General features: G+C 63.7%; 20 protein-coding genes and 1 tRNA gene. 4 read left to right on the top strand and 17 right to left on the bottom strand.

Features of this window, described 5'->3' with window-relative positions; all coding sequences use genetic code 11:
* Nucleotides 1–124: 124 nt before the first annotated feature.
* The 15 genes from FGD77_RS17090 to rpiA all read right to left on the bottom strand — a co-directional run bounded on the left by FGD77_RS17090 (nucleotide 125) and on the right by rpiA (nucleotide 18,183).
* Nucleotides 125–214, bottom strand: a tRNA-Ser gene (locus FGD77_RS17090).
* Nucleotides 215–287: 73 nt separating this feature from the next.
* A complete protein-coding gene (locus FGD77_RS17095; protein WP_255011449.1) occupies nucleotides 288–1,007 on the bottom strand; it encodes an alanyl-tRNA editing protein in 720 nt (239 codons plus the stop codon).
* Nucleotides 1,004–3,490, bottom strand: coding sequence for a DUF3772 domain-containing protein (locus FGD77_RS17100; protein ID WP_255011452.1), 2,487 nt, complete (start codon nucleotides 3,488–3,490; stop codon nucleotides 1,004–1,006). The genes FGD77_RS17095 and FGD77_RS17100 overlap by 4 nt, the downstream gene beginning before the upstream one ends.
* Nucleotides 3,487–4,518, bottom strand: a complete 1,032-nt coding sequence (locus tag FGD77_RS17105; protein WP_255011454.1) for a cysteine synthase A — start codon at nucleotides 4,516–4,518, stop codon at nucleotides 3,487–3,489. The genes FGD77_RS17100 and FGD77_RS17105 overlap by 4 nt, the downstream gene beginning before the upstream one ends.
* Nucleotides 4,519–4,577: 59 nt before the next feature.
* Nucleotides 4,578–5,702, bottom strand: a complete 1,125-nt coding sequence (locus FGD77_RS17110; protein WP_255011457.1) for an NUDIX domain-containing protein — start codon at nucleotides 5,700–5,702, stop codon at nucleotides 4,578–4,580.
* A 103-nt stretch (nucleotides 5,703–5,805) separates the two neighbouring features.
* Nucleotides 5,806–7,014 carry a cyclopropane-fatty-acyl-phospholipid synthase family protein gene (locus tag FGD77_RS17115; RefSeq protein ID WP_255011459.1) on the bottom strand — a complete coding sequence of 403 codons (1,209 nt, stop codon included), beginning with the start codon at nucleotides 7,012–7,014 and terminating at the stop codon, nucleotides 5,806–5,808.
* Nucleotides 7,015–7,072: 58 nt separating this feature from the next.
* On the bottom strand, nucleotides 7,073–8,503 hold the full coding sequence (locus FGD77_RS17120; protein ID WP_255011460.1) for a deoxyribodipyrimidine photo-lyase: 1,431 nt from the start codon (nucleotides 8,501–8,503) through the stop codon (nucleotides 7,073–7,075).
* 54 nt (nucleotides 8,504–8,557) lie between these two features.
* Nucleotides 8,558–9,784, bottom strand: a complete 1,227-nt coding sequence (locus FGD77_RS17125; RefSeq protein WP_255011462.1) for an aminotransferase class V-fold PLP-dependent enzyme — start codon at nucleotides 9,782–9,784, stop codon at nucleotides 8,558–8,560.
* A 90-nt stretch (nucleotides 9,785–9,874) separates the two neighbouring features.
* On the bottom strand, nucleotides 9,875–11,578 hold the full coding sequence (locus tag FGD77_RS17130; protein WP_255011464.1) for a BCCT family transporter: 1,704 nt from the start codon (nucleotides 11,576–11,578) through the stop codon (nucleotides 9,875–9,877).
* A gap of 332 nt (nucleotides 11,579–11,910) precedes the next feature.
* Complete coding sequence (locus FGD77_RS17135; RefSeq protein ID WP_255014304.1) at nucleotides 11,911–13,335, bottom strand: Do family serine endopeptidase; 1,425 nt, start codon at nucleotides 13,333–13,335, stop codon at nucleotides 11,911–11,913.
* Nucleotides 13,336–13,537: 202 nt separating this feature from the next.
* Entirely contained in the window at nucleotides 13,538–13,735 is a 198-nt protein-coding gene (locus FGD77_RS17140; RefSeq protein ID WP_255011465.1) for a DUF2065 domain-containing protein, read from the bottom strand.
* Nucleotides 13,735–14,724 carry a protease modulator HflC gene (gene hflC, locus FGD77_RS17145; protein ID WP_255011467.1) on the bottom strand — a complete coding sequence of 330 codons (990 nt, stop codon included), beginning with the start codon at nucleotides 14,722–14,724 and terminating at the stop codon, nucleotides 13,735–13,737. The genes FGD77_RS17140 and hflC overlap by 1 nt, the downstream gene beginning before the upstream one ends.
* Before the next feature lie 2 nt (nucleotides 14,725–14,726).
* Nucleotides 14,727–15,878 carry an FtsH protease activity modulator HflK gene (gene hflK / locus FGD77_RS17150; protein WP_255011468.1) on the bottom strand — a complete coding sequence of 384 codons (1,152 nt, stop codon included), beginning with the start codon at nucleotides 15,876–15,878 and terminating at the stop codon, nucleotides 14,727–14,729.
* A gap of 109 nt (nucleotides 15,879–15,987) precedes the next feature.
* Nucleotides 15,988–17,343, bottom strand: coding sequence for a glutathione-disulfide reductase (gene gor, locus FGD77_RS17155; protein WP_255011472.1), 1,356 nt, complete (start codon nucleotides 17,341–17,343; stop codon nucleotides 15,988–15,990).
* Nucleotides 17,344–17,394: 51 nt separating this feature from the next.
* Nucleotides 17,395–18,183 carry a ribose-5-phosphate isomerase RpiA gene (gene rpiA, locus FGD77_RS17160; protein WP_255011475.1) on the bottom strand — a complete coding sequence of 263 codons (789 nt, stop codon included), beginning with the start codon at nucleotides 18,181–18,183 and terminating at the stop codon, nucleotides 17,395–17,397.
* A 180-nt stretch (nucleotides 18,184–18,363) separates the two neighbouring features.
* Between rpiA and FGD77_RS17165 the strand changes: the two genes are divergently transcribed.
* The 4 genes from FGD77_RS17165 (at nucleotide 18,364) to FGD77_RS17180 (ending at nucleotide 23,566) form a co-directional block, all read left to right on the top strand.
* Nucleotides 18,364–20,070: an ABC transporter substrate-binding protein gene (locus FGD77_RS17165; protein WP_255011478.1), complete on the top strand. Its 1,707-nt coding sequence runs from the start codon at nucleotides 18,364–18,366 to the stop codon at nucleotides 20,068–20,070.
* A 125-nt stretch (nucleotides 20,071–20,195) separates the two neighbouring features.
* Nucleotides 20,196–21,422 (top strand): multidrug effflux MFS transporter, encoded by a 1,227-nt coding sequence (locus tag FGD77_RS17170; protein WP_255011481.1) that lies wholly within the window; start codon nucleotides 20,196–20,198, stop codon nucleotides 21,420–21,422.
* Nucleotides 21,423–21,467: 45 nt separating this feature from the next.
* Nucleotides 21,468–22,760: a serine--tRNA ligase gene (gene serS / locus FGD77_RS17175; protein WP_255011482.1), complete on the top strand. Its 1,293-nt coding sequence runs from the start codon at nucleotides 21,468–21,470 to the stop codon at nucleotides 22,758–22,760.
* An 86-nt stretch (nucleotides 22,761–22,846) separates the two neighbouring features.
* Nucleotides 22,847–23,566: a tryptophan-rich sensory protein gene (locus FGD77_RS17180; RefSeq protein ID WP_255011485.1), complete on the top strand. Its 720-nt coding sequence runs from the start codon at nucleotides 22,847–22,849 to the stop codon at nucleotides 23,564–23,566.
* 13 nt (nucleotides 23,567–23,579) lie between these two features.
* On the opposite strand, the gene der is transcribed toward FGD77_RS17180, so the two are convergent.
* Both der and FGD77_RS17190 read right to left on the bottom strand, forming a co-directional pair.
* Nucleotides 23,580–25,031 (bottom strand): ribosome biogenesis GTPase Der, encoded by a 1,452-nt coding sequence (der, locus tag FGD77_RS17185; protein WP_255011488.1) that lies wholly within the window; start codon nucleotides 25,029–25,031, stop codon nucleotides 23,580–23,582.
* 48 nt (nucleotides 25,032–25,079) lie between these two features.
* Nucleotides 25,080–26,423 carry a PQQ-like beta-propeller repeat protein gene (locus FGD77_RS17190; RefSeq protein ID WP_255011491.1) on the bottom strand — a complete coding sequence of 448 codons (1,344 nt, stop codon included), beginning with the start codon at nucleotides 26,421–26,423 and terminating at the stop codon, nucleotides 25,080–25,082.
* Nucleotides 26,424–26,492: the final 69 nt, after the last annotated feature.

The raw sequence follows: 26,492 nt of genomic DNA on the forward strand, positions 1-26,492 counted from the left end.
GCCCAACTCGCCGTTGTGTGGCAGAATGTGTGACACTTCAAGAGTCGCACGCAGAAATCAACCCAAGACCGCCCTCGAAGTCATTGACTATAAAAAGAAAAGTAAATTAGTCGAGTCATCTAAGTGGCGGAGCGACAGGGATTCGAACCCTGGAGACGGTCTCCCGCCTACACACTTTCCAGGCGTGCGCCTTCGACCACTCGGCCACCGCTCCGTTACGCTTCTTTACCGTCCGTGTTACCGGGATTTCAAGCAGATAATCACCGGTGTGAAGAGCTTATGCGCCCCTACCCGTCAAGGTGCACATAGACGCGGCGGTTCTGACGCCCCTTCTTTTCGATCTTGCCCAGCCGCAGGCGACCGATCTCGCCGGTGCGGGCCACATGCGTACCGCCGCAGGGCTGTAGATCGACCATGCCTTCGCCCTCGCCGATCTGCACCAGACGCACTTGGCCGGCACCTCGGGGCGGAGCTACGGACATCGTTTTTACGAGGCCGGGATTTGCCGCCAGATCGGCGTCGGTGATCCATGTTTCGGATACCGGCAGGTCGTCATCGATCATGCGGTTCAGCAGCGCCTCCAACGCTTCGCTGTCCTCGGGCGCCTCGGGCATGTCGAAATCCAGCCGACTGCGCAGCTCGCCGACCGCGCCGCCGGAAACCGGCAGCGGAATGACGACCGACAGCAGGTGCAGCCCGGTATGCATACGCATCAGGCGGTGGCGGCGGGTCCAGTCCAGATGCTGCTCGACCCGCGTGCCGACCGGGGGCAGCGCCTGCGGTGCGGCGGGCACAAGAACGATGTCGGCCCCGCCGCCCTTGACGGTGGTGGCGATCTGCACGGCGCCGCCGGGCCATGTCAGATGGCCGCTATCCCCTGGCTGACCGCCCCCTGTCGGATAGAACAGCGACCGGTCCAGCACCACGCCGCCCTCGGCGGTATGGGCAACCACCTGGCCGGATGCCTCGGACAGGTAGGCGTCTGTGCGGAAATAGGGCACGCTCATCGGTCTGCATCCCCTGCCCCGCCGCCACCATCCGCATCGTCCATGCGCTGCGCCTCGTCAACCGACATGGCTGACGTATCCTGACTGGCCGGGCGCGGTTTGCGCGGCTTCGCGCGGGCCGCGCCCATGGCCCCGGTCAGCGTTTCGGGATTGCGCAGCCAGATGTCGCGCTGTTGATAGGGCATTTCGATACCTTCCTTGGCAAAGCGCGCGGCGATCTCGTGGTTCATGTCCGAGGTCACGTTCATGATAAAGTTGATATCGCGCAGGATGGCGCGGATTTCAAAATCAAAGGACTCGACGCCGATCCCATGAAAGATGATCGCTGGTTCGGGGTTCATCAGCACCATGGGATGGGCGCGGGCGATTTCGCGCAGGATGCTTTCGACCCATTTCGTATCGGTGCCATAGGCGACGCCGACCTTGACGATCACCCGGCCCACCGTGCTGCCCTTGGTGTAGTTCGTGACTGTGCCGCTGATCAGATCCGAGTTCGGGATGATCAGATCCGAGCGATCGAAGGTTTCGATCCGGGTGGAGCGGACCGAGATTTCGCGCACCGTGCCGTGCTGGCCGTTCACTTCGATCCAGTCGCCCTGACTGATGGGGCGCTCGATCAGCAGGATGATGCCGGACACAAAGTTCGACACAATGGTCTGAAGACCGAAACCGATACCGACCGACAGCGCACCGGCGACGATGGCGATACTGCTGAGATCAATCCCCGCACTGGTCACGGCGATCAGCCCTGCCAAGAAAATTCCGATGTACCCCACGCCCGAGACGATGGCATTGCGCCCGCCGGTATCGATCCGCGTCTTGGGCAGAAGCGACGTCTTGAGCATGCCCTGTGTTACCCGTGTGACGACGAATCCGATCGCAAAGATGATGGCCAGGGTCAGGAAGATCGTCGGCGATATCGTCATGTCGCCTACCGTGATGCCGCGCCGGAACGACACCCACAGCTCACTCAGATCCGAAACGCGCGCGCCCCAGACCAATGCAAAGAGCGGCAACGACGCCAGCGCGACGAGAAACCCCAGCAACATCGGAATCAATTCGTCTGCGGCGCCGTCACGATCATTGGTCGCCAACGAGTACAGCTCGACGATGACACTTTGCAGGATAATGAGCGCCGCCAACAACATCAGGGACAGAAGCGATGGCATCAACAGGCCGACGGCCGCCTTTTGATAGCCGATTGCAGCCAGCAGGGGCGCGACGACGGCGACGATGACCAGTAGCTTGGACAGTACGCGCCCCAGCTTGTTTCGGTACGTGTCCGCCCCGCCCTCGGCTTCGACGTCCTGCTCGTCGGGCTGCTGCCGGGTATGATGCGCCAGCAGCCGCGCAAGGCGGATCAACAGCAGCCCTGCCAGCACCATGACCGGGAACAGCGCGACAGCGCGCGCCTCGGCGGGCCAGCCGTTAATGCTTCCGACTTCGTAGATGAAGTGAAAAACGGTGATGATAAAACCCATCGCGCCGCCATACAGGCGCCCGGATCGGCGCTGTTCGGGCGTCAGGTCCAGCGGCAGCTGTCCGCCGTCACCACGCGGAAAGCAGCGCAGCGCCTGCCAGCGCGCCACGAGGAAGATCAGCACCGACACCTGCAACACTTGCAGCATGTCGTTGCTGCGTGCCGCGAAAAGACCACTGATGGCAAAGGCCTTGATCAGGATCATAAGGCCGATGAACGGCACTATGATTCCACCCAGCGACATCAGGAACGAAATCAACCAACGCCCCGAGGTCGCCGCCTGCGGCATAGCGATCCGCACCAGCAATTCAGCCCAGAACCGCCCGCGCAGCAGCAGCACAAGGCCCACCAGCCCCATAAGGGCCGTTACGGGCATCCTGCTCCAAAGATCCGCGCGCTGTGCGGTGCTGGACAGCCCAACCGCAAGCTCATTGCGGACATCTTCGAACGTGCTCACAATGGCGTGGACGCCGATCGGCCAATGCTGCGGGTTCAACGGGGATGGCCCACGCTCCAGAAGCTCTTCGGCCGTTCGTTCACGCACGATGCGGTCGATACTCTTTATCATTTCGTCGGCCTTGCTGTAGGCCAGTTCCGCCCGCTTCACGGGCGCGCGCAACTCTGCCAGCTTTTTGGTCAACGATTCCCGCTGCGAGGCGATCTCCGCCCCCTCGCCGGGCTCACCCTCGGCCGGTGCGGGGCCAAAGGCGCGCACCTGAGCATCCAGGGTCGCAATCGCATTGCTGTTGATGCTTTGCGCGGCGGAAAAGACACTGCGCCATTCGGCCAACTGGTCGCGCAGGCTCTCGAATGCGGAGGTCGACGCGCGCTGGTTTTCGATAGCCGTGATCGCGCGCTGGCTGATCGTGTCCCAGCGGTCGTAATCAGGGCTGGACGGGGGCTGCTGCGCCGCAGCTGTGGTCGCCGTCAGACTCAGCGTCGCTGCGCCAGGCAACAGCGCCAGCGTCAAAGCCAGCAGAAGATGGCGCAGCACTGTTATCATTCCTCGAACACTCCGGGGATCGAGCGGGGCGCGCCATGCATCCAGTCCGGCACGGGCAGACCCTTTTCGCGCAGGAACTCAGGGTTGAACAGCTTGGACTGGTAACGCGAGCCATAGTCGCACAGGATCGTCGCGATGGTATGGCCCGGCCCCATTTCGCGCGCCAGACGGATCGCGCCCGCGACATTCACGCCGGTCGATGCCCCCATGCACAGCCCCTCATAGTGGAGCAGGTCGAACACGATCGGCAGCGCCTCCTCATCGGTGATCTGGTAGGCGTAATCGGGCGTAAACCCTTCGAGGTTGGCGGTGATGCGCACCTGCCCGATCCCCTCGGCGATCGAACTGCCTTCGGATTCAAGCTCGCCGGTGGTGTAGTAGGAAAAAAGTTTGGCGCCCATCGGATCGGCCAGTGCCACCTTTACGCCCTTGGGCTGAAGCGCCATGCCGACGCCCGCCAGCGTCCCGCCCGAGCCGACAGCGCAGCAGAAACCGTCCAGTTTGCCGCCGGTCTGCTCCCACATTTCGGGGCCGGTGGTCTCAACGTGGGCCTGCCGATTAGCCACGTTGTCGAATTGGTTGGCCCAGATCGCGCCGTTCGGCTCGGTCTTGGCCAACTCCGCGGCCAGACGCTCGGAGTAGCGCACAAAGTTGTTGGGGTTACTGTAGGGCGCGGCGGGCACCTGCACCAGTTCGGCACCGGCAAGGCGCAGCATGTCCTTTTTCTCTTCGCTCTGCGTCTCGGGGATGACGATGACGGTCTTGAACCCCATCGACGCACCGACCAGCGCCAGACCGATGCCGGTATTGCCGGCGGTCCCCTCGACAATCGTGCCGCCCGGTTTCAATTCGCCGCGCGCCACCGCATCGCGGATGATGTACAGCGCCGCGCGGTCCTTGACCGATTGGCCGGGGTTCAGAAACTCGGCCTTGCCGAGAATGGTGCAGCCCGTCTCTTCGCTGGCGCGGCGCAGCTTGATCATGGGGGTGTTGCCGACCGCGTCGGCCAGATCCTGTGCAATGCGCATGGCGCGTCCTTTCCAGCATGAAAACGTGGGCCAATACTTAGGCGCGATGGCGCGGCAACTCAAGCCGCAGCGCGCAGTCTGGCCCGTTCGCGTGCCAGCCACATCAGCGACAGGATAAGCGGACCATTGTCGGCCTCGCCCGTATCCAGCAGGGCCATGGCGGCGTCGAAATCCAGCACATGCAGGCGGATGTCCTCGGCCTCGGTATCCAGCCCGCCATAGCGGGGCAGATCGTCAGGAAGGTCCGCGAGGCCCACGAAATTGTGAAAGTATTCAGTGGAATACCCGGGCGTGCAGTAGTAGCTCCCGATCCGCTCCAGCCGGGTCAGGGACAGCCCCGCCTCCTCCATGCATTCACGATGCGCTGCCTGCTCGGGCGTCTCGCCGGGGTCGACGCGACCTGCGACAGGCTCCAGCATCCAGGGGCGAGGATCGCCGCGCCCATAGGGGCCCATGCGAAACTGTTCCACCAGCAGCACGCGGTCGCGGACCGGATCATATGGCAGCACCAGCGCCGCATCGGTTGCCACGAAAATCTCGCGGCGCAGCGTATTGCTCATCCCACCCTGAAACGTCGGATGGCGCAGAACGCGCGCCTCGGTGCGGAAGTAACCGGCGTGCAGAACCTCGGTCTCGACGGCCTCGACCGCATCTGCGCCGGTGTCGCTGCGCACCTGCGCCGGCACGCCGGTGACTGCCAGACGTGACGCCGCCCGCGCCCGGATCATCGGCATCCGCGCGGCCAGGTCCTGCGGGCTGCATGTGCCCAGATATCCCATCGCCTCGGTCGCGGCGAGACGGCTGATCGCGCCCCATTGCTGTGCCCAATCGTCCAGATCAAATGGCACGCCCTGCTGCCACAATCCCGCCTGCGGGAAATAGATGCGCGCCTGATGCGGGCCGCCTTCGGCGCACACAACCACCTCGCGCAGATCACAGCCAAAGCCGCCCTCGTAGAAATCAAGGCGCTGCACCTCCTGCGGGCTGAGATCCTCCAGCAGCACACCCACAGTATTGGCGCCGGGCTGTATGGCGATCGTCGGGAACACCTGCCCCTTGGCCCATGTCACCACATGATCCGGCAGGGTTGCGGGCCACATCGATACTGCGTCAGCGCGCGGACCCAGAACGATCCGCAGCAGCGCCGTGTCGCGCAATGTGCCATATAGAAAGAGGGCGCTCACGTCGTTACGGTCCAGCGCCGCGCTGCGGCCAACAGCGCGCTAGCAAGAATGCCGGTGATCGTCGCGACACGGCGGTCGGCAGGGTGCGTACCTTTGGCATGCATTATTCGGGCTTTGCGATGGTGATCTGAGTGACATCGCAGTTACCCGCGTGGAACGATCCGGCGCAAGACGTGAGGTAAAAATTCCACATCCTGCGGAATCGCTCGTCAAAGCCCATGGCCGCGATGCCGTCCCACTGATCGTTGAAACGGTCGTGCCAGCGGCGCAGGGTCTGGCTGTAGCTTTCGCCAAACTCCATCGACCCGGCGACGGTCAGCCCCGCGCGCTCCACTTCCGCGCGCAGGGCGGCGGGGCTGGGCAACATACCACCCGGAAAGATGTATTTCTGGATAAAATCGACACCGCGCCGGTAAACCTCCCAGCGCGCGTCGCTGATCGTGATGATCTGAAGCGTCGCGCGTTTGCCGGGGTGCAGCCGGTCGCGCACCGTGTTGAAATAAGCGGGCCAGTATTGCTGTCCGACCGCCTCGAACATCTCGATACTGGCGATGCCGTCATAGCTGCCACGCTCATCGCGGTAATCCTGTAGCTTGAAGTCTACCAGATCTGAAAGTCCTGCCTTTTCAATACGCTGCCGCGCATAGTTCAACTGCTCTTGACTGATGGTAAGGCCGGTCACTTTCAGCCCGCGCTCGGCAGCCGCATATGTGGCGAAGCCGCCCCAGCCACAGCCGATTTCCAGCACATGATCACCCGGCTGGACCCCCATCCGGTCCACCATCGAAGCGTATTTTGCCGTCTGCGCCTTTTCCAGACTTTCCTGCCCGGTCTCGAACAGGGCGCTGGAATAGGTCATCGTCTCGTCCAGCCAGAGGCTGTAGAAATCATTGCCCAGATCATAGTGATGGCTGATGTTGCGCCGCGCCTGCCCCTTGGAGTTGCTGCGCAGCCAATGGCGCGCCCGCTCGAACGCGCGCACCAGCGACAGGCCGGGAAAGCCGTCATAGACATCCTCGTTATCGGTGCAGATGAAATCCATCAGCGCCTGCAAATCCGGGCTGCTCCACCAGCCATCAAGGTAAGCATCGCAAAACCCCAGATCACCCTCGCGGATCAGCCGGGCAAAGACGTCGGTATTGTGCAGATGCACCTCGCCCACCGGGCCGGGATTCGGCCCCTCGGCGCGAAACACCCGGCCATCGGGCAGCACGAAATCCAGCCGCCCCCGGTTGATATTGCGGGTCTTGTCGAAAACCCGCGCAAAGTAGCGCGGCAAATTCGACTGTCCGTCTGTCGTGGTCAGGATCATGTCGTCTTTTCCGTTTCTTGGCCGATCTCGGGCATCGGCAGTGCCGTGTCAGCGCGCGTCAAAATGTTCGGTCCTGATAGGCGCCCAGCGCCCGGTCGCGCCCTTCGGGCAGACTGACCACCGGGGCGGGGTAGGCATCCGAAGGCGACAGGCCCCAGCTGCGCGGGATCGCATCGAAATAGCTTAGCGCGGTCTTGCTGGGATCATCATACCCTTCGGCGATCCACGCGCGGGCATAGTTTCCATCCGGGTCGAATTTTTCCAGCTGCGTCTCGGGGTTGAAGATCCGGAAATAGGGCGCGGCGTCCGGCCCCGACCCGGCCGCCCATTGCCAGCCCATCGCGTTGCTGGCGATATCCCAATCGGTGAGGCAATCATCGAACCACGCCTGCCCGACCCGCCAATGGGTCATCAGGTGCTTGGTCAGGTAGCTGGCCACGATCATGCGCGCACGGTTGTGCATCCGGCCCGTCACGTACATCTCGCGCATGGCCGCATCGACAAAGCGGATGCCGGTACGCCCCTGTTTCCATGCCACGACCTCGGACGTAGTCCCGTCTTCGTTCCAAGGGAAATCATCCCATTTCTCGCGCCAGTTGCGCGTGGCGATCTGCGGCGTGTGGTAGATCAGGTGATAGGCAAATTCGCGCCAGACCAGTTCCTTGACCCATGTCTCGGCACCCTTGGCGCCCTCGTGCAGTGCGCGCAGGCCGGCGTGCCAGCACTGCGCCGGGCTGATTTCGCCAAGCGCGAGGTTCTCCGACAGGTTTGAGGTGCCGTCGATGGCGGGCAGATCGCGGCGCGTCTTGTAGCGGTCAATCGAGTCCTCGATGAACCACGCCAGCCGGTCCTGCGCGGCCTCCTCCCCAACCTGCTGATAGGGCAGGCAGATGTCTGCGCCCCGCTGCATCGCGGCGTCCATCTGCCAATCGACCAGATCATCGCTGGCGGGCCATGCCTCGGGCGCTTTCAGATCGCTTGGCGCGGGCAGCGGCGCGGGCACATCGCGGTCCTTCACCGCACGCCACATCGGCGAGTAGACCTTGTAATAACCGCCCTCCTTCGTCTCGACGGTCCACGGCTCGAACAGCAGATGGCCCGCGTGGCTACGCGCATCAACGCCATCCTGCCGCAGCCCGGCCTTTACCGCCTTGTCACGCGCGATGGCGCCTGGATCGTAAAGCCGCGACCAATACACCGCCCCTGCCCCCGTTTCCCGCAGTAGATCGCGCAGCACGTCCAGCGCGGCGCCCCGGCGCAGGATCAGGCGGCTGCCCTTGGCCTCCAGCGTCTTGGCAAACCGCTCCAGCGCCAGCCCCAGCCGCCATTTCGGCGCGGCGCCGAGGCCTGCGACCGTATCGTCATGGATAAAAACGGGAATGACGGGAATGACGGGACCACCCGTGTCCAACGCGGCGCAGAGGGCGGGATGATCGGTCAGCCGCAGATCGCGGCGGAGCCAGAGGAGAGTGGGTTTGCTATCGGGCATATCTTTTCCGGATTCATGTATATCCGGGTTGGACATAGCGCGCTGCGCGGCGGATCAAAGCACGTCTTCCAGCGCGGTCAAAAGCTGGTCAATTTCTGCCCGGCTGGTGTAATGCACAAAGCTCAGCCGCAGCACGCCATGGTTAGGATCAACGCCCATCGCCCGCAGCGCCCGGACGGCATAGAAATCGCCACCGCCAGCCATGATGTCATGCGCCGCCAGATCGCGCGCGACTTCCTCGCCCGGGCGGTCAAGGCGCACGGCGACGGTGGGTGCCCGGCCCGGCGCCATACCCGGCCCCAGCAGGCGCACCGAGTTGCGCGATTTGAGGTAGTCCAGCAGCGGGGCCAGCAGCACCTCCTCATGCGCGTGCATCAGATCGTGCACGCCGGTCGCGCGCGCAGCCGCATCACCGTCCAGCCCGTGATGATCCGCCAGCGCGTCAATATAATCTGCCATGCCGGCGCAGGCCGCCACCTGCGCATGATCCGGCCCGGCAGGGGTAAAACGTTTATACAGGCCGCCTTCGTTGAAATAGTGCCCCTGATTGGGCAGTTGCATGCCCAGTTCGCGCCGGATGGTCATGATGCCCTGATGCGGCCCGTAGGTCTTGTAGGCCGAGAACAGGTAGATATCCGGCCCCATCAGCCCCACATTCGGCAGACCGTGGGGGGCATAGCTGACCCCGTCGACACAGACGAACGCCCCGGCGGCATGGGCCAGCGCGGAAATGTCCACCACCGGATTGACCTCGCCCACCACGTTCGAACAATGCGGAAAACACACAAGGCGCACGCGGTCGTCCAGCAGCTCTTCCAGATCGGCGAGGTCCAGATGGCCGGTGTCGGGGTCGATCTGCCACTCGCGCACCTCGAACCCCTCATTGGCCAGTCGCCGCCAAGGGCCTGTATTGGCCTCGTGGTCCTGATTGGTAACGATGATCGCATCACCGGGGCGCATCCACTGGGCAAAGGCGCGCGCCAGCACATAGGTGTTCTGGGTGGTCGACGGGCCAAAGCTCAGCTCATCGGTGTCCACGCCCATCATCGCCGCAAGGCGCGCGCGCGCCTCGTCCATCTCGGCGCCGCCCAGTTTGGATGCCTCATAGGGCGCGTAGGGCTGCACCTTGCGCTGGCGGTAGAACCGCGTCAGCCGATCAATGACGGGTGCGCAGGTGTAAGAGCCGCCAGCGTTCTCGAAAAACGCCTGCCCCTGCAGCGGCGCCTCGGCGAAGGCCGGGAATTGTCCGCGCACGAAATCCAGATCCAATGTGCCGCTCATTGCCGCCCTCCCTGATGCCTGCCTACAGAAAACAGCAAAGCCCCCGGTCGCGCAAGCGCCGGGGGCCATGCAGTCACTTAAAGCTGAAGATCAGCCGCGTTCGGACTGTAGCCCCCTGAAGATGGCCCAGCACATCACCAGCAGCACCATCGTAAACGGCAGGCCCGTTGAGATGACCGCCGATTGCAGCGCCGCAAGGCCCCCGCCGACCAGCAGCACGATCGCGACCGCACCCTCAAAGATGCACCAGAACACCCGCTGCGTCACCGGCGCGTCGACCTTGCCGCCTGCGGTGATCGTGTCGATCACCAGGCTGCCCGAGTCCGACGAGGTGACGAAGAACACCACCACAAGGATGATCCCGATGGCCGAGGTGATCGTCGCCAGCGGAAGATGGTCCAGCATATAGAACAGCTTCAGTTCCAGCGATGCATCCTTGGCCAGGGTATAGCCGTCATTGACGACCTGGCTGATGGCGGTGCCGCCAAAAACGCTCATCCACAGGACGCAGACAAGGCTGGGGATCAGCAGCACGCAGATCAGGAATTCGCGCACCGTCCGGCCCCGGCTGACGCGGGCGATGAACATGCCCACGAACGGCGACCAGCTGATCCACCAGGCCCAATAGAACGCCGTCCAGCCCTGCACGAAGTTGGTGTCATCGCGCCCGAACGGATTGCTGAGCGGGATGAGGTTCTGCAAATAGGCCCATAGGCTATCGGCAAAGAACGTCAGCAAGAATATCGGACCGCCCACAATCAGCGTAAAGACCAGCAACAGACCGGCGAGCCCCATGTTGATCTCCGACAGCACCTTGACCCCGCCATCGAGACCCCGCACGACCGAAATCAGTGCAATGGCCGTGATGCCGGAAATCAGCAGCACCAGTAACAGACTTGAGTTTGCAACGCCGCTTTCCTCGGTGTTGCCGTAAGCGATGCCAAGCAGGTTGCGCGTCCCCTCTACCTTGTCGCCCGATCCAAATAGGAACGTCAGCCCGGATGCCGCCTGCTCCGCGCCGAAGCCCAGCGATGTGGCCAGGCCGAACAATGTTGCAAAAACCGCCAGCGTGTCGATGACGTGGCCGGTCCAGCCCCAGACGCGTTCACCGAAGATCGGATAGAACGCGCTGCGCAACGTCAGCGGAAGGCCCTTGTTATAGCTGAACAGCGCCAGCGCCAGCGCGACGACCGCGTAGATCGCCCAAGGGTGCAAACCCCAGTGGAAGATCGTCGCCGCCATGCCCAGCCGCATCGCCGCAGCTTCGTCGCCCGATGCCGCGCCCAAGGGCGCCCAATCGGTGCGCAAGCCGCCCTCGACCGAGGTACCGCCCAAAGAGGAGGCGAAGTGGCTCATCGGTTCGGACACACCGAAAAACATCAGGCCGATGCCCATGCCAGCCGCAAAGAGCATCGCGAACCAGCCGATATAGTTATAGTCCGGCGTCGCATCCGAGCCTCCCAGCCGGACAGACCCATAGGGGCTGACGATCAGAAACAGGCAAAACAGGACAAAGATGTTGGCCGCGCCCAGAAAAAACCAGTCAAAGGTCTTGGTGACGAACGAGAACGACCAGCTGAACATCGCGTTCGCCTGATCTGGCAGCGCCAACGCGAAAAACACGAAGGCCACGATCGAAATTCCGGCCATGGCGAAAACGGGGTTGTGAAAATCCAAACCAAAAGGCCCGATGGATGTAGTCACATTGTCCTGACCGATCTCGTATTCCGTATCGATCAGATCGCAGTCGCCCTCTGGTGGCGGAATTCCCTGCTCTCCCGATGAATCGACCATGCGGCTTCCTTTCAATTTGGAGGGTCCAGCAGATCAAAGGCGCCATGCGTCATGCCGTGCCGGGCCTCTTGTTCTCATTTGGTCCGTCGGCGTTCGAGCCGCCTTGAGATCAAGTTGTAACAACAATGAGCCGCGTCTGCCAACCGACCCTGGTGAATTTTGTTCCGAAAACTGCCCGTAAAACCCTGAAGACGCCAACCTCGCCCCGCCTTAATCTCAGCGTTGAACACTTCGGGGGCACGGGGTGCAAACCACAGCGGCAAAAGCAAAGGAGCGGCCCGATCGAGGCCGCTCCTTGTCGGTAAGTCGCCGTTGCGCAGTGCACGTAGTCGTCAGTCGTCCCCAAGCGACAGCGCGACAAAGCGCGGCTGCCCGGCCGAACGCACCAGCAGCAACAGGGATTTGCGCCCCGCTTCACGGGCGTCGGCGATCCGGTCCTTCAGATCGTCGATTGTGGCCAATTTTTGCTGGCCAGCCTCGGTGATGACGTCACCCGCGCGCAAGCCCTTCTCATAGGCCTCCGACAGCGGATCGATGTCACGCACGACAAGGCCCGTGGCACTCTCCGCCAGTTCCAACTGCGCGCGCAGGTCGTCGTCCAGCGGGCTGAGGGTCAGGCCCATCATCGTTTGCGGCGCCGGCGTGGCGTCAGACCCGCCATCCGACAGGTCGGTGCCGTCGACGTTTTCGGCGTCTTCGCGGCGACCCAGCGTCACTCTCAGCGTCTTGGTGCCGCCCTCGCGGAAGACCACGACCCGCACCGATTTGCCGACCTCCGTGGAGCCAACCTGACGAACCAGATCGCGCGTGTCCGGCACCTTGACCCCGTCAAAGGACAGGATCACGTCGCCCGCCATCATCCCGGCCTCGGCGGCGGGGCCAGTGGGCACATCCGTGATCAACGCGCCCGATGCGTTCTCAAGGCCCATCGCCTCGGCCACATCTGCGGTCACGTCCTGAATGCGCACGCCCAGCCAGCCGCGCCGCGTCTCGCCGAATTCCTGCAGTTGGTCGACCACACGGCTGACCACGTTCGACGCCATCGAAAACCCGATCCCGATAGAGCCGCCATTGGGGCTGAGGATCGCGGTATTCACGCCGACGACCTTGCCATCCATGTCAAACAACGGACCGCCCGAATTGCCCCGGTTGATCGCCGCATCCGTCTGGATGTAATCGTCATAGGTGCCGGACAGCGCGCGATTGCGGGCCGAAACGATGCCCGCGCTGACCGAAAACCCCTGTCCCAGCGGATTGCCCATCGCCATCACCCAATCGCCAACGCGTGCGGTGTCGCTGTCGCCAAAGCTGACGAAGGGCAGCGGGCTGGTCGCCTCGACCTTGAGAAGGGCGATATCGGTCTTGGGGTCGGTGCCGATGACCTTGGCCTCCAGCTCACCGCCCTCGTAGAATTCGATGATGATCTCGTCCGCGGACTCGATCACGTGATTGTTGGTGACGATATAGCCATCCTCGGAAATCACGAAGCCCGAGCCCAGAGCCGAGCTGCGCCGTGGACGGTCACCGCCCTGGCCCCGGTCGCGGAACTGGCGAAAGAAATCCTCGAACGGCGATCCATCCGGCACCAACGGCGCCGGGCCTGCACCCTGTGCGACCGTGGTCGAGGTCGTGATGTTGACCACCGACGGGCTGAATTTCTGCGCCAGATCGGCAAAGCTTTCGGGCCGGGCATGGGCGGCGATGGCCTGCGCCATGATCAGCGCCGCACTCAGCAGCGCAAGCGCCAGCGATTGCATCGCGCCGCTTTGCGATATGGTTGCCGTTCGGATTGTTTCTCTCACTGCCGGTTCTCCTCACTCTTAAATGACTTGGCGCCGGGGCTGCGTGGCCCAGACTGTTGTGAACAATTTAGGCAAAGGCGCGCGACGTGCAAACAGTTGCTGCATCTGTCACGCGAAGGTGACAGCGAAAAACGCCGCCAAACCATGCCGCGCTGCGTCATGCGCCCAGGCTTTTGCCTAACCAGACCAGAAAAACACCCGTCGCGAATGCAGCAAGGCCCAGCATGCGCCGGGCCTCGGGTGGAATGGCGCGCAGGGCGGCCAGCATATCTTCGACGATGCGAGGGGCCAGCGCATAGACCAGCCCCTCGACGATCAGCACCAACCCAAGGGCAAGGGCGCCGACCGCCAGCATCACTGCACCGCCGTGGCGGCGTCACCCGCCGGGGTATCGCCAGTCTGCGCGTCACCAGTCTCGTCAGCACCGGTGTCTGCGCTATCGCCCGCTTGGTCGGCAACGGTCGGGGTCGCCGCCAGAGACTCGCCGGCATCCTTGAAGTATTTGAAGAAATCACTATCCGGCGACATGACGATCGACGAATTGCTGCCGCTCAACGCCATTCGGTACGCGTCAAGAGAGCGGTAGAATTCAAAGAACTCCGCATCCGCGCCAAACGCCTCGTTGAAGACCGCGTTGCTTTTCGCATCGGCCTCGCCTCGGGTGATCTCGGCCTGACGCCGCGCGTCCGACACCAACTCGACCTGCGTCCGGTCAGCTTGCGCGCGCACACGCTGCGCCGCCTCGTTACCGCGGGCGATCTCGTCCGCTGCCTCGCGCTCGCGCTCGGCCCGCATCCGGGCAAAGGTGGCATCAAGGTTCTGGCTGGGCAGATCCGTCCGCTTGAGGCGCACGTCGACCACTTCGATGCCCAGTTCCTTGGCCTCGGTGATGGCGGCGTTACGGATGCGCAGCATCAGCGTGGCGCGGTCCGAGCTGAGGATATCGTTCGAACTGACCGAACCCAACACTTCACGCGTCCGCGAACGCAGGATCGAATCCAGCCGGTTCTCGGCAAACGGGATACCCCCGTCGCCCACCGCCTCGCGGAAGCGACGCACATCCGCGATTCGATAGCGCGCGAAGGCGTCGACCACCAGACGCCGGTCGTCCAGAGGGGTCACCTCCAGCGGGTCGACATCGCGGCTGAGGATCCGGTCGTCATAGCGCACGACCTGCTGGATGAACGGGATCTTGAAGCCAAGCCCCGGTTCTTCCTTCACGTCGATGATCTTGGAGAATTGCAGAACCAGCGCCTTTTCGCGCTCGTCCACGATGAACACCGACAGCATGCCGACGACGGCGACGACGGCGATGACCGGCAGAATATAAGCTGTTTTACGCATGATTACTGACCTTCCGAATTCTTGCGCAGCTCATTGAGCGGCAGATAGGGCACGACGCCCTGGGCACCGCCGGACTGGTCCTGATCGAGAATGACCTTATCCATGCCGCCCAGCACCTCTTCCATCGCTTCCAGATACAGACGCTTGCGCGTCACGTCCGGGGCCTTTGCATATTCGCCCAGAACGGCGCTGAAGCGGCTCGCCTGACCTTCGGCCTCGTTTACCACGCGGGCGCGGTAGCCTTCGGCCTCCTCCAGGGTCTGTGCCGCCTGACCGCGCGCTTCGGCCAGCACGCGGGCGGCGTAGGCGTCAGCCTCTTTTTCCAGCCGGTCACGCTGTTGCTCGGCCGCCTGCACTTCGCGGAAGGCGTCGATCACCTGAAGCGGCGGGTCGGCCTTGTCAAAATTGACGCGGATGACGTTGAGACCGCTATCGTAGCTGTCCAGTGTCAACTGTACCAGATCTTCCAGCCGCTGGGCGATAGACCCCCGGTCACGGTTCAGGATCGGCGCCAGTTTCGACTGTGCGATGATTTCGCGCATTGCCGATTCAGATACGGCGCGGATCGTGGCGCGCGGATCGCGCAGGTTGAACAGGAACATCGCGGGATCGTTGATATTCCAGACAACCTGAAAATCGATGTCGACGATATTCTCGTCGCCAGTCAGCATCAGCCCCGCCTCGCTGCCGCGTTCGCCAACGCCGATATCCTCGTTACGCTCGGACGTGACGACGACCTTTTCGTACGTGATGAAGGGCCACGGTGCCAGATGCAGGCCAGAGCCGGTCGTGCGATGGTATTCACCAAGGAACAGCTCGACAGCGCGCTCTTCTGGCTTGACCGTATAGAAACTGGCGAAAAGCCACAAACCGATCAGCGCCAGAAGGCCCAGAATGACCGTGCCGCGCGTCACGGCAGGCCCGCCGCCGCCATCGCCACCAGCCCCACCGGGGCCGCCACTGCGACCACCGCGACCGCCCATCAGGACGCGCAGCTGATCCTGACCCTTTTTCACCAACTCGTCGATTTCCGACCTCTGACCACCGCTGACGGGACGGCGCCCGTCGCCGTTCTGGCCACTGCCATTATCATCCCCCGAGCCGCCCCCGGATTTACCGCCGCCGCCCCATGGGCCGCCCGACTGTCCCGCCATGTACATCATTCCTCTTGCTGTCCCTGCCGACGCCGCCTGATGCGCCAACCCTGTATAAACTGTATAGCCGAGGGGGGAATTCAACCCGCCCCGGCCGATCTTGTTCCCGTCAGCTTGTGCGGACCGGCGATTTCATTGTCACCAATTCCTCCGACATGGTCGGATGCACCGCGCAGACGCGGTCGAAATCCTCTTTGGTGGCGCCCATCTTGACCGCGATGCCGACCATCTGGATCATCTCGCCTGCGCCGGGCGCGACGATGTGACACCCCATGACGCGGCGCGTGGCCTGACTGACCACCAGCTTCATCAACACACGATTGCCGCGCCCTGCAAATGCTTCCTTCATCGGCTTGAAGGAGGTGCAGTAGATCTCGACCGGCTCGATCGCGCGCGCGTCTTCCTCGCTCAGGCCGACAGTGCCGATTTCGGGCTGGGTAAAGATCGCGGTCGGGATCAGGTCATGATCGACCGGCGTGGGGTTGCCCTTGAACACCGTCTCGACAAAGGCCATCGCCTCGCGGATCGCCACCGGCGTCAGGCTCACCCGGTCCGTCACATCCCCGATGGCGTAGATCGACGGCACGGCGGTCTGCGAATACTCATTCACCTCGACCTGCCCATGTCGGCCCAACTGGACGCCCGTCTGCTCCAGCCCCAGCCCGGCGGTATTGGGGTTGCGACCGGTGGCGAAGAACACCGTTTCGAACCACTTTTCTGTGCCCTTGGTGGAGGTGACGACATATCCGCCGCGTTCGGGCCTGACATCCAGGATATTGGTGCCTAGATGCAGATCAATGCCATTTTCGATCATTTCGTCAGAGACAAGCCCGCGCGCCTCACCGTCAAAGCCGCGCAGGATCTGCTCGCCGCGGTAATATTGCGTGACGCCCACCCCCAAGCCGTTGAGGATGCAAGCGAATTCACAGGCGATATAGCCGCCGCCGATGACCAGAATACTGCGCGGCAACGTCTCAAACTGAAAGATATCATCGCTGACGATGCCATGCTCGGCGCCCGGCAGATCGGGGCGCACGGGGCGCCCGCCGGTGGCGATCAGGATATGCTTGGCGGTAAAGCTCTGCCCGCTATCCAGCGTGACCGTATGGGCATCGCTGAGCGTTGCACGCGCATCATAGGTCACGACGCCGCTGTTTTTCAGCAGGTTGCGATAGACGCCTTCCAGCCGGTCCAGCTCGGAGGTCAGCGCAGTGTGGAACTTCTTCCAGTCAAAGCCGCCCGCATGCACCGTCCAGCCAAAGGCCTGCGCATCGCGCATCTCGCCGGGGAATTCGCTGGCGTAAACCATAAGCTTTTTCGGCACGCAGCCACGGATGACACAGGTGCCACCATACCGGCTTTCTTCTGCCAGTGCCACGCTGGCGCCGGTGGCAGCCGCGACGCGCGCTGCGCGCACCCCGCCCGAGCCGCCGCCGATCACGAATAGATCATAGTCGAACGTCATTCATGCCTCATCGTTGCGAAAATTCCAGATCATGCGGAGGCCGCCATTGCGTCATTCCAGCATCGTTCTGAAAAGGTTGTCGGAGTCCTCGAAATTCAGTTGGTCGTATTCGACCGTACCTTCGTTAATGTCGCGCATCTCGATGCGCCCGTCGCCATGCCCGATCACCACCACATCGCATATATCGATAAACAGGCCGCTTTCCACGACGCCGGCAATCTGATTCAACGCGACGGCCAGTTCGCGGGCGTTGCCGATCCGGTCCAGATGCAGATCAAGGATATGATTGCCCTCGTCCGTCACATAGGGCAGATCGCCGTCCATACGCAGGGTTATGTCGCGGCGCGTTACATCGACCGAGTTCAGCATTTCCTCGATCAGCGACCGGGTGATTTGCCAGCCAAACGGAACGACCTCGACCGGCAACGGAAAGGCGCCGAGCATGCCGACCTCCTTGGCCGCGTCCGTGATCACGATCATCTGGTCACTGGCGGTCGCCACGATCTTTTCCTGTAGCAACGCGCCGCCGCCACCCTTGATCAGGTTCAGTTCGGAATCGAACTCATCGGCGCCGTCGATGGTCAGATCCAGCCATTTCGCCTCGTCGAGGGTGACCACCTCGATTCCGACCTCGCGGGCCAGTTTGGCCGTGCGGGTCGATGTCGGCACGCCGCGTATCTTCAGCCCGTCATTGCGCACCCGATCGCCCAGACAACGCACCATCCACGCGGCGGTCGATCCGGTGCCAAGCCCGACGCGCATACCGTCCTTGACATAGTCGACCGCGCGCTTGGCGGCGACGAATTTGGCCTTGTCGATGGGCGACAATTCTCCGGTCATGGCAGCGACTCCGTGGTGTTTTGCGTGGTTATAGGGAAGATGGCCCAAAGGTGCGAGAGGCAATCAGGCGCCCAAAGCGCCGCACCGCCCTGTGATTTGCCTTCTGCGCCACATTACATGACAAATGGTCGGGCCGGGCGGCGAATCCCGCCCCCCGCAGCCACGCCGGAGATACCAACCATGACCCGACGCCCCAAATCCGACAGGCCCCTGCCACTATGGCTGCGCATGCAGGCCGCGCGCATGACACAGGGCCAGCCGGACAATGCGGCGCGGCGCGAATTTCTGACGCAGGCCAGCGCGTTTGGCGTCAGCACGGGCGCGGCCTATGCGCTGCTTGGTCTGCCCGCCCCTGCTCGCGCACAGGACACGGACGGGACAACCGCCCGGACGGAGGGGCGCAACGGCGCCGCCCGTCCGGCGCATCTGCGCATCCAGATGCTGGTGCGCGATCTTGGCGATCCGCGCAGCTTTGACTGGTTTCAGGCCGCGAACGTTACGCGCGGCTGGCTGGAATACCTTGTCAGCTATGAAAATGACGGCACCTTTCTGCCCCGCCTGCTGGAGGGCTGGCAGATCAGCGACGACGCCGCACATTATACCCTTTTCGTCCGGCAGGGCGTGACATGGAATGACGGCACCGCCTTTACCGCCCAAGACGTAGCGCGCAACATTGCGCGCTGGTGCGACCGCACCGCGCCGGGCAATTCCATGGCCGCCCGCTTTGCAGTGTTGATCGATCCGGAAACGGGCCAGGCCATAAAGGGCGCGATCAAAGTGCCCGATTCCCACACCGTCACGCTGACCCTGCCGCGCCCGGATATTTCACTGATTGCGGGCATGGGCGATTATCCGGCGGCCATCGTGCCGCCTGGGTTTGATCCGGACACAATGCTGGAAAACCCCGTCGGAACAGGCCCCTACCTGCCCGAGTCATTCGTGGCGGGCCAGCGCGCGGTGCTGGTGCGTAACGATGCGCATGCGTGGTGGAACGCGGGTAATGGCGCGTGGATGGAGCGGATCGAATTCATCGATACCGGGACAGATCCCGCCGTCGCCTACCGCGCTGCGCTGGCGGGCGAGATCGACATGACCCACACCGTCGAGGGCAGTTACATCGACGTCTTCGACCAGCTTGAGGGTTGGCGCGCGCATACCATCCGCACGGCATCGACCGTCACGATCCGCGCCAACCAGTTGGCAGAAATCAACGGCCGACGCCCCTACGCCGACCTGCGCGTGCGCCGGGCGCTGCAACTGGCGATGAGCAACGAGATCCTGCTGGAACTGGGCCACGGCAATCGTGGCGAGGTGGCGCAAAACGTCCACGTGTCGTCGCTGCAACCGGCCTATGCGCCGATGCCCGCGCCGGAATATGACCCGGTGCGCGCCCGGCAGCTGATGGATCAGGCAGGCATGCTGGATTTCGAGCATGAGCTGATCTCGATCGATGACAGTTGGCGCCGCAACACCGCCGATACCGCCGCGGCCCTGATGATCGACGCGGGTCTGCGGGTGCGCCGCACGATCCTGCCCGGCACGCGCTATTGGGCGCGGTGGAACAAATTCCCCTTCAGCACGACCGACTGGGGGCACCGCCCGCTGGCCGTGCAGACCTATGCGCTGGCCTATCGCAGCGGCGAACCGTGGAACGAATTTGGCTGGTCGAATCCCGAATTCGACGCCCTGCTGCAAGAGGCGCTGGCGACCCTGGATATCGAAGCGCGTCGCAGCATCATGGCCCGGCTGGAGACGCTGGTGCGCGACGATGCTGTGACGGTGCAGCCCTATTGGCGCACGCTGAGCAACCATTCCCGCGACGGGCTGCGCGGAGGCGGCCATCATATCGCGTTTGAGATCCGCCCCGCCGAATTGCGCTGGACCTGAGGCGCCCGCAGGCGTAAGCCGCCCGTCATGGGCGCGCGCTCGCAGCCCGCCCTGACCCCCTGCACGGCGCCGCTACCGGCCCGAGGCTATCCGCACATCCGGTGCATTGCCGCGAAAGGCCCCACATGCGCAGACCCATCGCCACCCTGCCAATCCCCGAATTCGTTATCCTGCTGGCCATCATGGTGTCCACCACGGCGCTGTCGACCGACATCATGCTGCCCGCGCTGGATGTGATGGGGCATGATTTGGGCGTGGACGACCCCAACAGCGTGCAATTGATCGTGTCGTCGCTGTTTCTGGGCTTTGCCGTGGGTCAGGCGCTGGCGGGGCCGCTATCGGACAGTTTCGGGCGCAAGCCGGTGATCTATGCCGGCTATGTCGTTTTCACCATCGGCTGTCTCATGTCGCTATTCGCGGTCAGCTGGGAAGTCATGATTGCGGGCCGCGTGCTGCAAGGCTTCGGCGCCGCCGCGCCCCGGATCGTGACGATGGCACTGGTGCGCGACGGTTATGAGGGGCGCGCGATGGCGCGGATCATGTCCATCGTCATGGCCGTCTTCATCCTGGTGCCGACCGTCGCGCCCGCGCTGGGACAGGTCGTGATCTATATCAGTGGCTGGCGGGCGACCTTCGGCGTGCTGATCACCCTTGGGATCGGCGCCAGTCTGTGGTTCGCGCTGCGCCAGCCCGAAACACTGCCGCCACACGAGCGACGCCCCTTTTCCGCCCGCAGCATCGGTGCGGGCCTGCGCGAAATCATGGCCAGCCGCGTGGCGGTCGGAAATACCGTCGCGCTTGGGCTGATATTCGGCGTGTTCCTGAGCTATCTCAGCACGGCGCAGCAGATCTTTCAGATGGCCTATGATACCGGCGCGCTGTTCGCGCTCTATTTCGGGATGGCGGCGCTGTCGATCGGCGGCGCATCCGTGGTCAATTCGCTACTTGTCATGCGGATGGGCATGCGGCACCTGACGCGTCTGGCGCTGATCGGGCTGGCGGGGTTGTCGTTCTTGTTCCTGATCCCCGCGTTCAGCTGGGGTGGCACACCGCCGCTGGCGCTGTTCATGGCATGGCTGATGGCGGCGTTTTTCTGTGTCGGCATCCTGTTCGGCAATCTGAACTCGATCGCGATGGAGCCTTTGGGCCACCTCGCCGGGCTGGGCGCCGCGCTGATCGGATCGCTGTCGAACTTTATCGCGCTGCCGATTTCCTTATACATCGGCCATCATTTTAACGGCACCGTCGTGCCGCTGGTGCTGGGCTTTGGCATTGTGGGCATTCTTGCGCTGATCACGGTCATCTGGGCAGAGCGCACCCGCACTACACCCAGCCTGCGATCTGGTGCATAAGGCTGGCAAAGGAACCGAGTCACCTGCGCCACAAGGACACCAGACATGCATGACATCCGTGCGATCCGCGAAAACCCTGCCGCCTTCGACGCCGCCCTGACGCGGCGCGGCAATGATGCCGCCGCAGACACCATTCTGGCGCTGGACGAGGCGCGCCGCGCCCGCATTTCCGCAGCCGAGATGGCCCAGGCCGAACAGAACAAGGCCTCCAAGGAGGTCGGCGCCGCCAAGGCAAGCGGCGATAATGCCGAATTTCAACGCCTGCGCGCGCTGGTTGGCGAAAAGAAGGCCGAGATTGCGGCCATGACAGCCGAAGCCAAGGCGCTGGATGCCGAACTGGCCGATATGCTGCTGGGCCTGCCCAACCTGCCGATGGACGATGTGCCAGACGGCGCGGATGAGGCTGATAACGTCGAAATCCGCCGCTGGGGGACGCCCGCCACCTACGATTTCGCGCCGCGCGAGCATTACGAGATCGCCGGCGTCCTGCCGGGCATGGATTTCGAGGCGGGCGCGAAACTCAGCGGCACGCGCTTTGTCGTACTGACGGGCGCGATCGCACGCATCCACCGCGCGCTGGCGCAATTCATGCTCGACACCCATATCGATGAGAACGGCCTGCTTGAGACGTGGACCCCCGTGCTGGTGCGCGAGGAGATGATGATCGGCACGGGGCAACTGCCCAAGTTCGGCGAAGACAGCTATAAGACCACCGATGGCTGGTGGCTGGTCCCGACCGCCGAGGTGCCGGTAACGAACCTCGTCAACGGCGAGGTGGTGGAGGAATCCAGCCTGCCCCGCCGCCATGTCGCGCACACCCAATGCTTCCGCTCCGAGGCGGGGTCAGCCGGGCGCGACACGTCGGGCATGCTGCGCCAGCACCAGTTCGAAAAGGTCGAGATGGTCAGCATCACCCATCCCGATACCAGCCGGGACGAGCTGGACCGCATGACTGCCTGCGCCGAAGGCATTCTGGAAAAGCTGGGCATGCCCTACCGCACCATCGTTCTGTGCACCGGCGACATGGGCTTTGGCGCGCGGCGCACCCATGACATCGAGGTATGGCTGCCGGGGCAGGATACGTACCGCGAGATATCGTCAGTGTCGGTCTGCGGCGATTTTCAGGCGCGGCGCATGAATGCCCGGTTCAAGCCCTCAGATGGTGGCAAACCGCAATTCGTGCATACGCTGAATGGCTCGGGGCTGGCCGTCGGGCGCTGCCTGATCGCGGTTCTGGAAAACGGCCAGCAGGCCGACGGCGCCGTGCGCCTGCCCGAGGCACTGCACCCGTACTTGGGCGGCAAATCGGTGCTGAGCGCCGAGGGCGTGCTGGTCTGACCGCCTCGTGGCCGCTTGACCCCGTAAATGGCGCGCTAAGTCGCTTGTCGGGCGGCATGAAACCGCCTGCATAGAAGGATGCCGCCATGCCTGTAATCGTGATGCCTGTTCTGGTGCTGCTTGCCGCCCTCGCCTTTGCCTTGTCGCCGCTTCTGGCGCCGGGCTTTGGCGGGTTTGATGCAAACCAATTCCCCGTCCCGCAGGTCCAGCCGCCGGTACAGCCGGCCGGATACGCCTTCGGCATCTGGGGAGTGATCTATCTGTGGCTGATCATCGGCGCGGCCTACGGTGTCTGGAAAAAGCTCGATGACGCCAAATGGGCGCCGATGCGCCTGCCGCTGATCCTGTCGCTGGCGGTCGGCGCGACATGGCTGCCCATCGCGCAGACCAGCGCGGTCTGGGCAACGATCCTGATCTGGGTGATGTTGGGGTTTGCCGCGCTCGCCGTGCTGCGCACGCCCAAGGGGCGGGGCGCAAATGCGTGGCTGGGCCGCGCGCCTGTTGCCCTCTACGCGGGCTGGCTGACAGCAGCCTCGTCCGTATCTCTGGGCCTGATGGCTGCGGGATACGGCGTGATGGGCCAGATCCCCGCCGCCATTCTGGCGCTGCTGCTGGCGCTGGTTCTGGCAGTGGTGATCGCGCGCAGACGCCCTGACGCCTTTGGCTATCTGGCCGGGGTGATCTGGGCGCTGGTCGGCGTTTGCGTGCAGAACTGGCAGGGCGGGCCGCTGGCGGTGCTGATCACCGCCGCCATGGGCGCCGCGTTGCTGGTCGCGCTGGCCATCCTGAATATCAGGCGCACGTGACGTCGCACCTACGCTATTTCGGGGCTTTGCCCAGATGCTTGCGCAGGCTGGACGGACCTGCCTTCTTCTTGGCCTTGTAGGGGTTCTTGTCCGATTGGCTGCGCATGTGCAGGCGAATCGGCGTCCCCGGCATGTCGAAATCGACGCGCAGACCATTAACCAGATAGCGCGTATAGCTTTCCGGCAGCTTGTCGGGATGGCTGCACATCACGACGAAACCGGGCGGGCGCGTTTTGACCTGCGTCATGTAGCGCATCTTGATCCGCTTGCCGCCGGGCGCGGGGGGCGGATGCGCCTCCAGCATGCCGGTCAGCCAGCGGTTCAGCTGCGCCGTGGTGATGCGGCGATTCCAAACGTCATGCGCCTTCTCCACCGCCGCGCGCAACCGGTCCAGCCCCCTGCCTGTCACGGCCGACACCGTGACCATCGGCGCACCGCGCAGCTGCGGCAAAAGCCGCTCGAACGATTCGCGCAGATCGCGCAGCTTCTGCTGCTTTTCCGGCTCCAGGTCCCATTTGTTGACGGCAACGACCACGGCCCGGCCCTCGCGCTCGGCCAGATCGGCGATGCGCAGATCCTGCTGCTCAAACGGGATGGCGGCATCCAGAAGGACAATCACGACCTCGGCAAATTTCACCGCGCGCAGACCGTCGCCAACGCTGAGCTTTTCCAGCTTTTCCTGAACGCGCGCCTTCTTGCGCATGCCGGCCGTGTCAAAGATGCGCGTATGCAGCCCATCCCATTCGATCTGAAGCGATATGGCATCGCGCGTAATCCCGGCCTCTGGACCGGTCAGCAGGCGCTCTTCGCCGAGTATCTTGTTGATCAGGGTCGATTTTCCGGCATTGGGACGGCCTACGACGGCGATCTGTAGTGGCTTCTTGGCGGTCGGTATGCGCGGCGCGTCAGGATCGCCATCCTCGACCGCGACATCCACGTCGGGCGCGTCGGCTGCGGCGCGCTTCTCAAACCCGTCGGCCAATGGCATCAGGATCGAATAGAGATCGTTCAGCCCCTCGCCATGCTCGGCGGACAGGCGAATGGGTTCGCCCAGTCCCAGGCCATAGGCCTCGATCACGCCGCCATCGGCGGCGGCGCCCTCGGCCTTGTTCGCGGCTAGAATAACATGTTTCGACCGCTTGCGCAGGATTTCGGCGAACACCTCGTCCGTGGGCGTCACGCCGGTGCGCGCATCAATCATGAACAGGCAGATATCGGCCATATCGACCGCCCGCTCGGTCAGCTTGCGCATGCGCCCTTGCAGCGATTCGTCCGTCGCCTCCTCAAGGCCGGCGGTGTCGATCACGGTAAAGCGCAGATCGCCCAGACGCGCCGCGCCCTCGCGCAGATCGCGCGTGACACCGGGCTGGTCGTCGACCAGCGCGATGCGTTTGCCGACAAGGCGGTTGAACAGCGTGGATTTGCCCACATTGGGGCGCCCCACGATAGCGAGGCTGAAGGTCATTTTGGCGCTCCGAGACGGATCAAGCCGCCGTGTTACAGCAAACCGCGATCAGCGGAAAGCGTGCAGTTGCCCATTGGTGCTCACGACATAGAGAACACCGCCCGCGACGACCGGATTTGTCGTGGCACCGCCCGGAACCGCAACACTGCGGCGCAGCCCCCCCGAGGCCGGATCGAAGAACCGCAGATAACCGTCATTGGACGCGACAACCAACTGGCCACCCGCCATGACGGGGCCGTAATGGGTGAAAACTTCGGCCTGACGCTTGGGCTTGGATTTGACGAAGAAGGGCAGTTTCGCCCCCCAGACACGGCTGCCATCGGAGGCACGCAGACGGACCAGCTCGTTCTTGTCCGAAATCAGAAATACCGAATCGGATGTCGGCCAGACCGGATTCATCGGGCCCTCGTTGGCGGTCCATATACGCTCGCCATTGGCTACTTTCAGCGCAGACATGCGGCCCGCCTGATTGCCGACATAGACGCGGTCCCCGTAGATCACCGGGTCGCCCGCAATGCTGGTGCCCCTGCTCTGGGCCAGACCGCTGCGACGCCCCGCGACCGTGGCATCCCACATCCGCAGACCGCCTTTGCGGAACGCGCCCTGCACCTCGCCCGAACCGAAGGCGAAGACGGCGTATTGGTCCGACACGGCCGGCGCGGGGCCGCCGGTCACATTGTTGACGCTGGGCGCGGCCACCAGCCGCCATTCGATGCGGCCCGTATTGATGTCCAGCGCCCATGCTGTTTCGTCACCGGCGACGATGTAGACCAGATTGCCCATGACGGTCGGCGTGGCTGAGCCGCTTTCCAGCAGGTCCTGCTCCCAGATGGTGCGCCCGGTCGCCGGATTCAGCGCGGTGATCCGGCCAAAGCCGGTCGAGGCAAAAAGCTTGCCACCACCATAGGCAAGGCCGCCGCCGCTGCCCTCATTGGGCGAATCGTAGGCCGGGACCAGGCTGGCCGTCCATAGCGCCGCGCCATTGGTGCCGTGTGCACTGACAAGCGCATTGGCGTCCATCGCAAAGATGCGCCCCCCCGCGACCACCGGATCGGCGGTAATGCGACGGCGCGCGCCGTCGCCTGCGCCGATGGAGGCCGACCAGATCAGATTTGGGGCCGGGCTTAGCGCCGGATGGGCCGCGCGCGTCGCTGGCGTGCCGATGCGCTGGGTCCATTCGCCATTCGTGGCCGCGCCGGGCTGGCGCACAGGTGCGGCCATGTTTGGGCCCGATGCGCCGACCACCTCGCTGGTTGCCGCTTCGGCCTGATCGCCGGTAAGAATCTCGCGCAGGCCCTCGCGCTTGCCGGGCAAGATCGCGTCTTTTTCAGCGCAGGCGGCCAACAGCATCGCTGATGCGACGAGGCCAATGATCGTTCCGTTACGTGTCACCGCGTGCATCCCTCTTTCCGTCTTCGCCCGTGTCGCATGATCTGCGCACTGCCTTGTCACCCACAGTCG

The organism is Roseovarius sp. M141, from assembly GCF_024355225.1.
Lineage (GTDB): Bacteria > Pseudomonadota > Alphaproteobacteria > Rhodobacterales > Rhodobacteraceae > Roseovarius.

What these genes read in the sequence shown, in the direction of transcription:
- FGD77_RS17095 (WP_255011449.1), bottom strand. Translation starts at nt 1,007, where the DNA reads ATGAGCGTGCCCTATTTCCGCACAGACGCCTACCTGTCCGAGGCATCC.
- FGD77_RS17100 (WP_255011452.1), bottom strand. Translation starts at nt 3,490, where the DNA reads ATGATAACAGTGCTGCGCCATCTTCTGCTGGCTTTGACGCTGGCGCTG.
- FGD77_RS17105 (WP_255011454.1), bottom strand. Translation starts at nt 4,518, where the DNA reads ATGCGCATTGCACAGGATCTGGCCGACGCGGTCGGCAACACCCCCATG.
- FGD77_RS17115 (WP_255011459.1), bottom strand. Translation starts at nt 7,014, where the DNA reads ATGATCCTGACCACGACAGACGGACAGTCGAATTTGCCGCGCTACTTT.
- FGD77_RS17120 (WP_255011460.1), bottom strand. Translation starts at nt 8,503, where the DNA reads ATGCCCGATAGCAAACCCACTCTCCTCTGGCTCCGCCGCGATCTGCGG.
- FGD77_RS17125 (WP_255011462.1), bottom strand. Translation starts at nt 9,784, where the DNA reads ATGAGCGGCACATTGGATCTGGATTTCGTGCGCGGACAATTCCCGGCC.
- FGD77_RS17130 (WP_255011464.1), bottom strand. Translation starts at nt 11,578, where the DNA reads ATGGTCGATTCATCGGGAGAGCAGGGAATTCCGCCACCAGAGGGCGAC.
- FGD77_RS17135 (WP_255014304.1), bottom strand. Translation starts at nt 13,335, where the DNA reads ATGCAATCGCTGGCGCTTGCGCTGCTGAGTGCGGCGCTGATCATGGCG.
- FGD77_RS17140 (WP_255011465.1), bottom strand. Translation starts at nt 13,735, where the DNA reads ATGCTGGCGGTCGGCGCCCTTGCCCTTGGGTTGGTGCTGATCGTCGAG.
- hflC (WP_255011467.1), bottom strand. Translation starts at nt 14,724, where the DNA reads ATGCGTAAAACAGCTTATATTCTGCCGGTCATCGCCGTCGTCGCCGTC.
- hflK (WP_255011468.1), bottom strand. Translation starts at nt 15,878, where the DNA reads ATGGCGGGACAGTCGGGCGGCCCATGGGGCGGCGGCGGTAAATCCGGG.
- gor (WP_255011472.1), bottom strand. Translation starts at nt 17,343, where the DNA reads ATGACGTTCGACTATGATCTATTCGTGATCGGCGGCGGCTCGGGCGGG.
- rpiA (WP_255011475.1), bottom strand. Translation starts at nt 18,183, where the DNA reads ATGACCGGAGAATTGTCGCCCATCGACAAGGCCAAATTCGTCGCCGCC.
- FGD77_RS17165 (WP_255011478.1), top strand. Translation starts at nt 18,364, where the DNA reads ATGACCCGACGCCCCAAATCCGACAGGCCCCTGCCACTATGGCTGCGC.
- FGD77_RS17170 (WP_255011481.1), top strand. Translation starts at nt 20,196, where the DNA reads ATGCGCAGACCCATCGCCACCCTGCCAATCCCCGAATTCGTTATCCTG.
- serS (WP_255011482.1), top strand. Translation starts at nt 21,468, where the DNA reads ATGCATGACATCCGTGCGATCCGCGAAAACCCTGCCGCCTTCGACGCC.
- FGD77_RS17180 (WP_255011485.1), top strand. Translation starts at nt 22,847, where the DNA reads ATGCCTGTAATCGTGATGCCTGTTCTGGTGCTGCTTGCCGCCCTCGCC.
- der (WP_255011488.1), bottom strand. Translation starts at nt 25,031, where the DNA reads ATGACCTTCAGCCTCGCTATCGTGGGGCGCCCCAATGTGGGCAAATCC.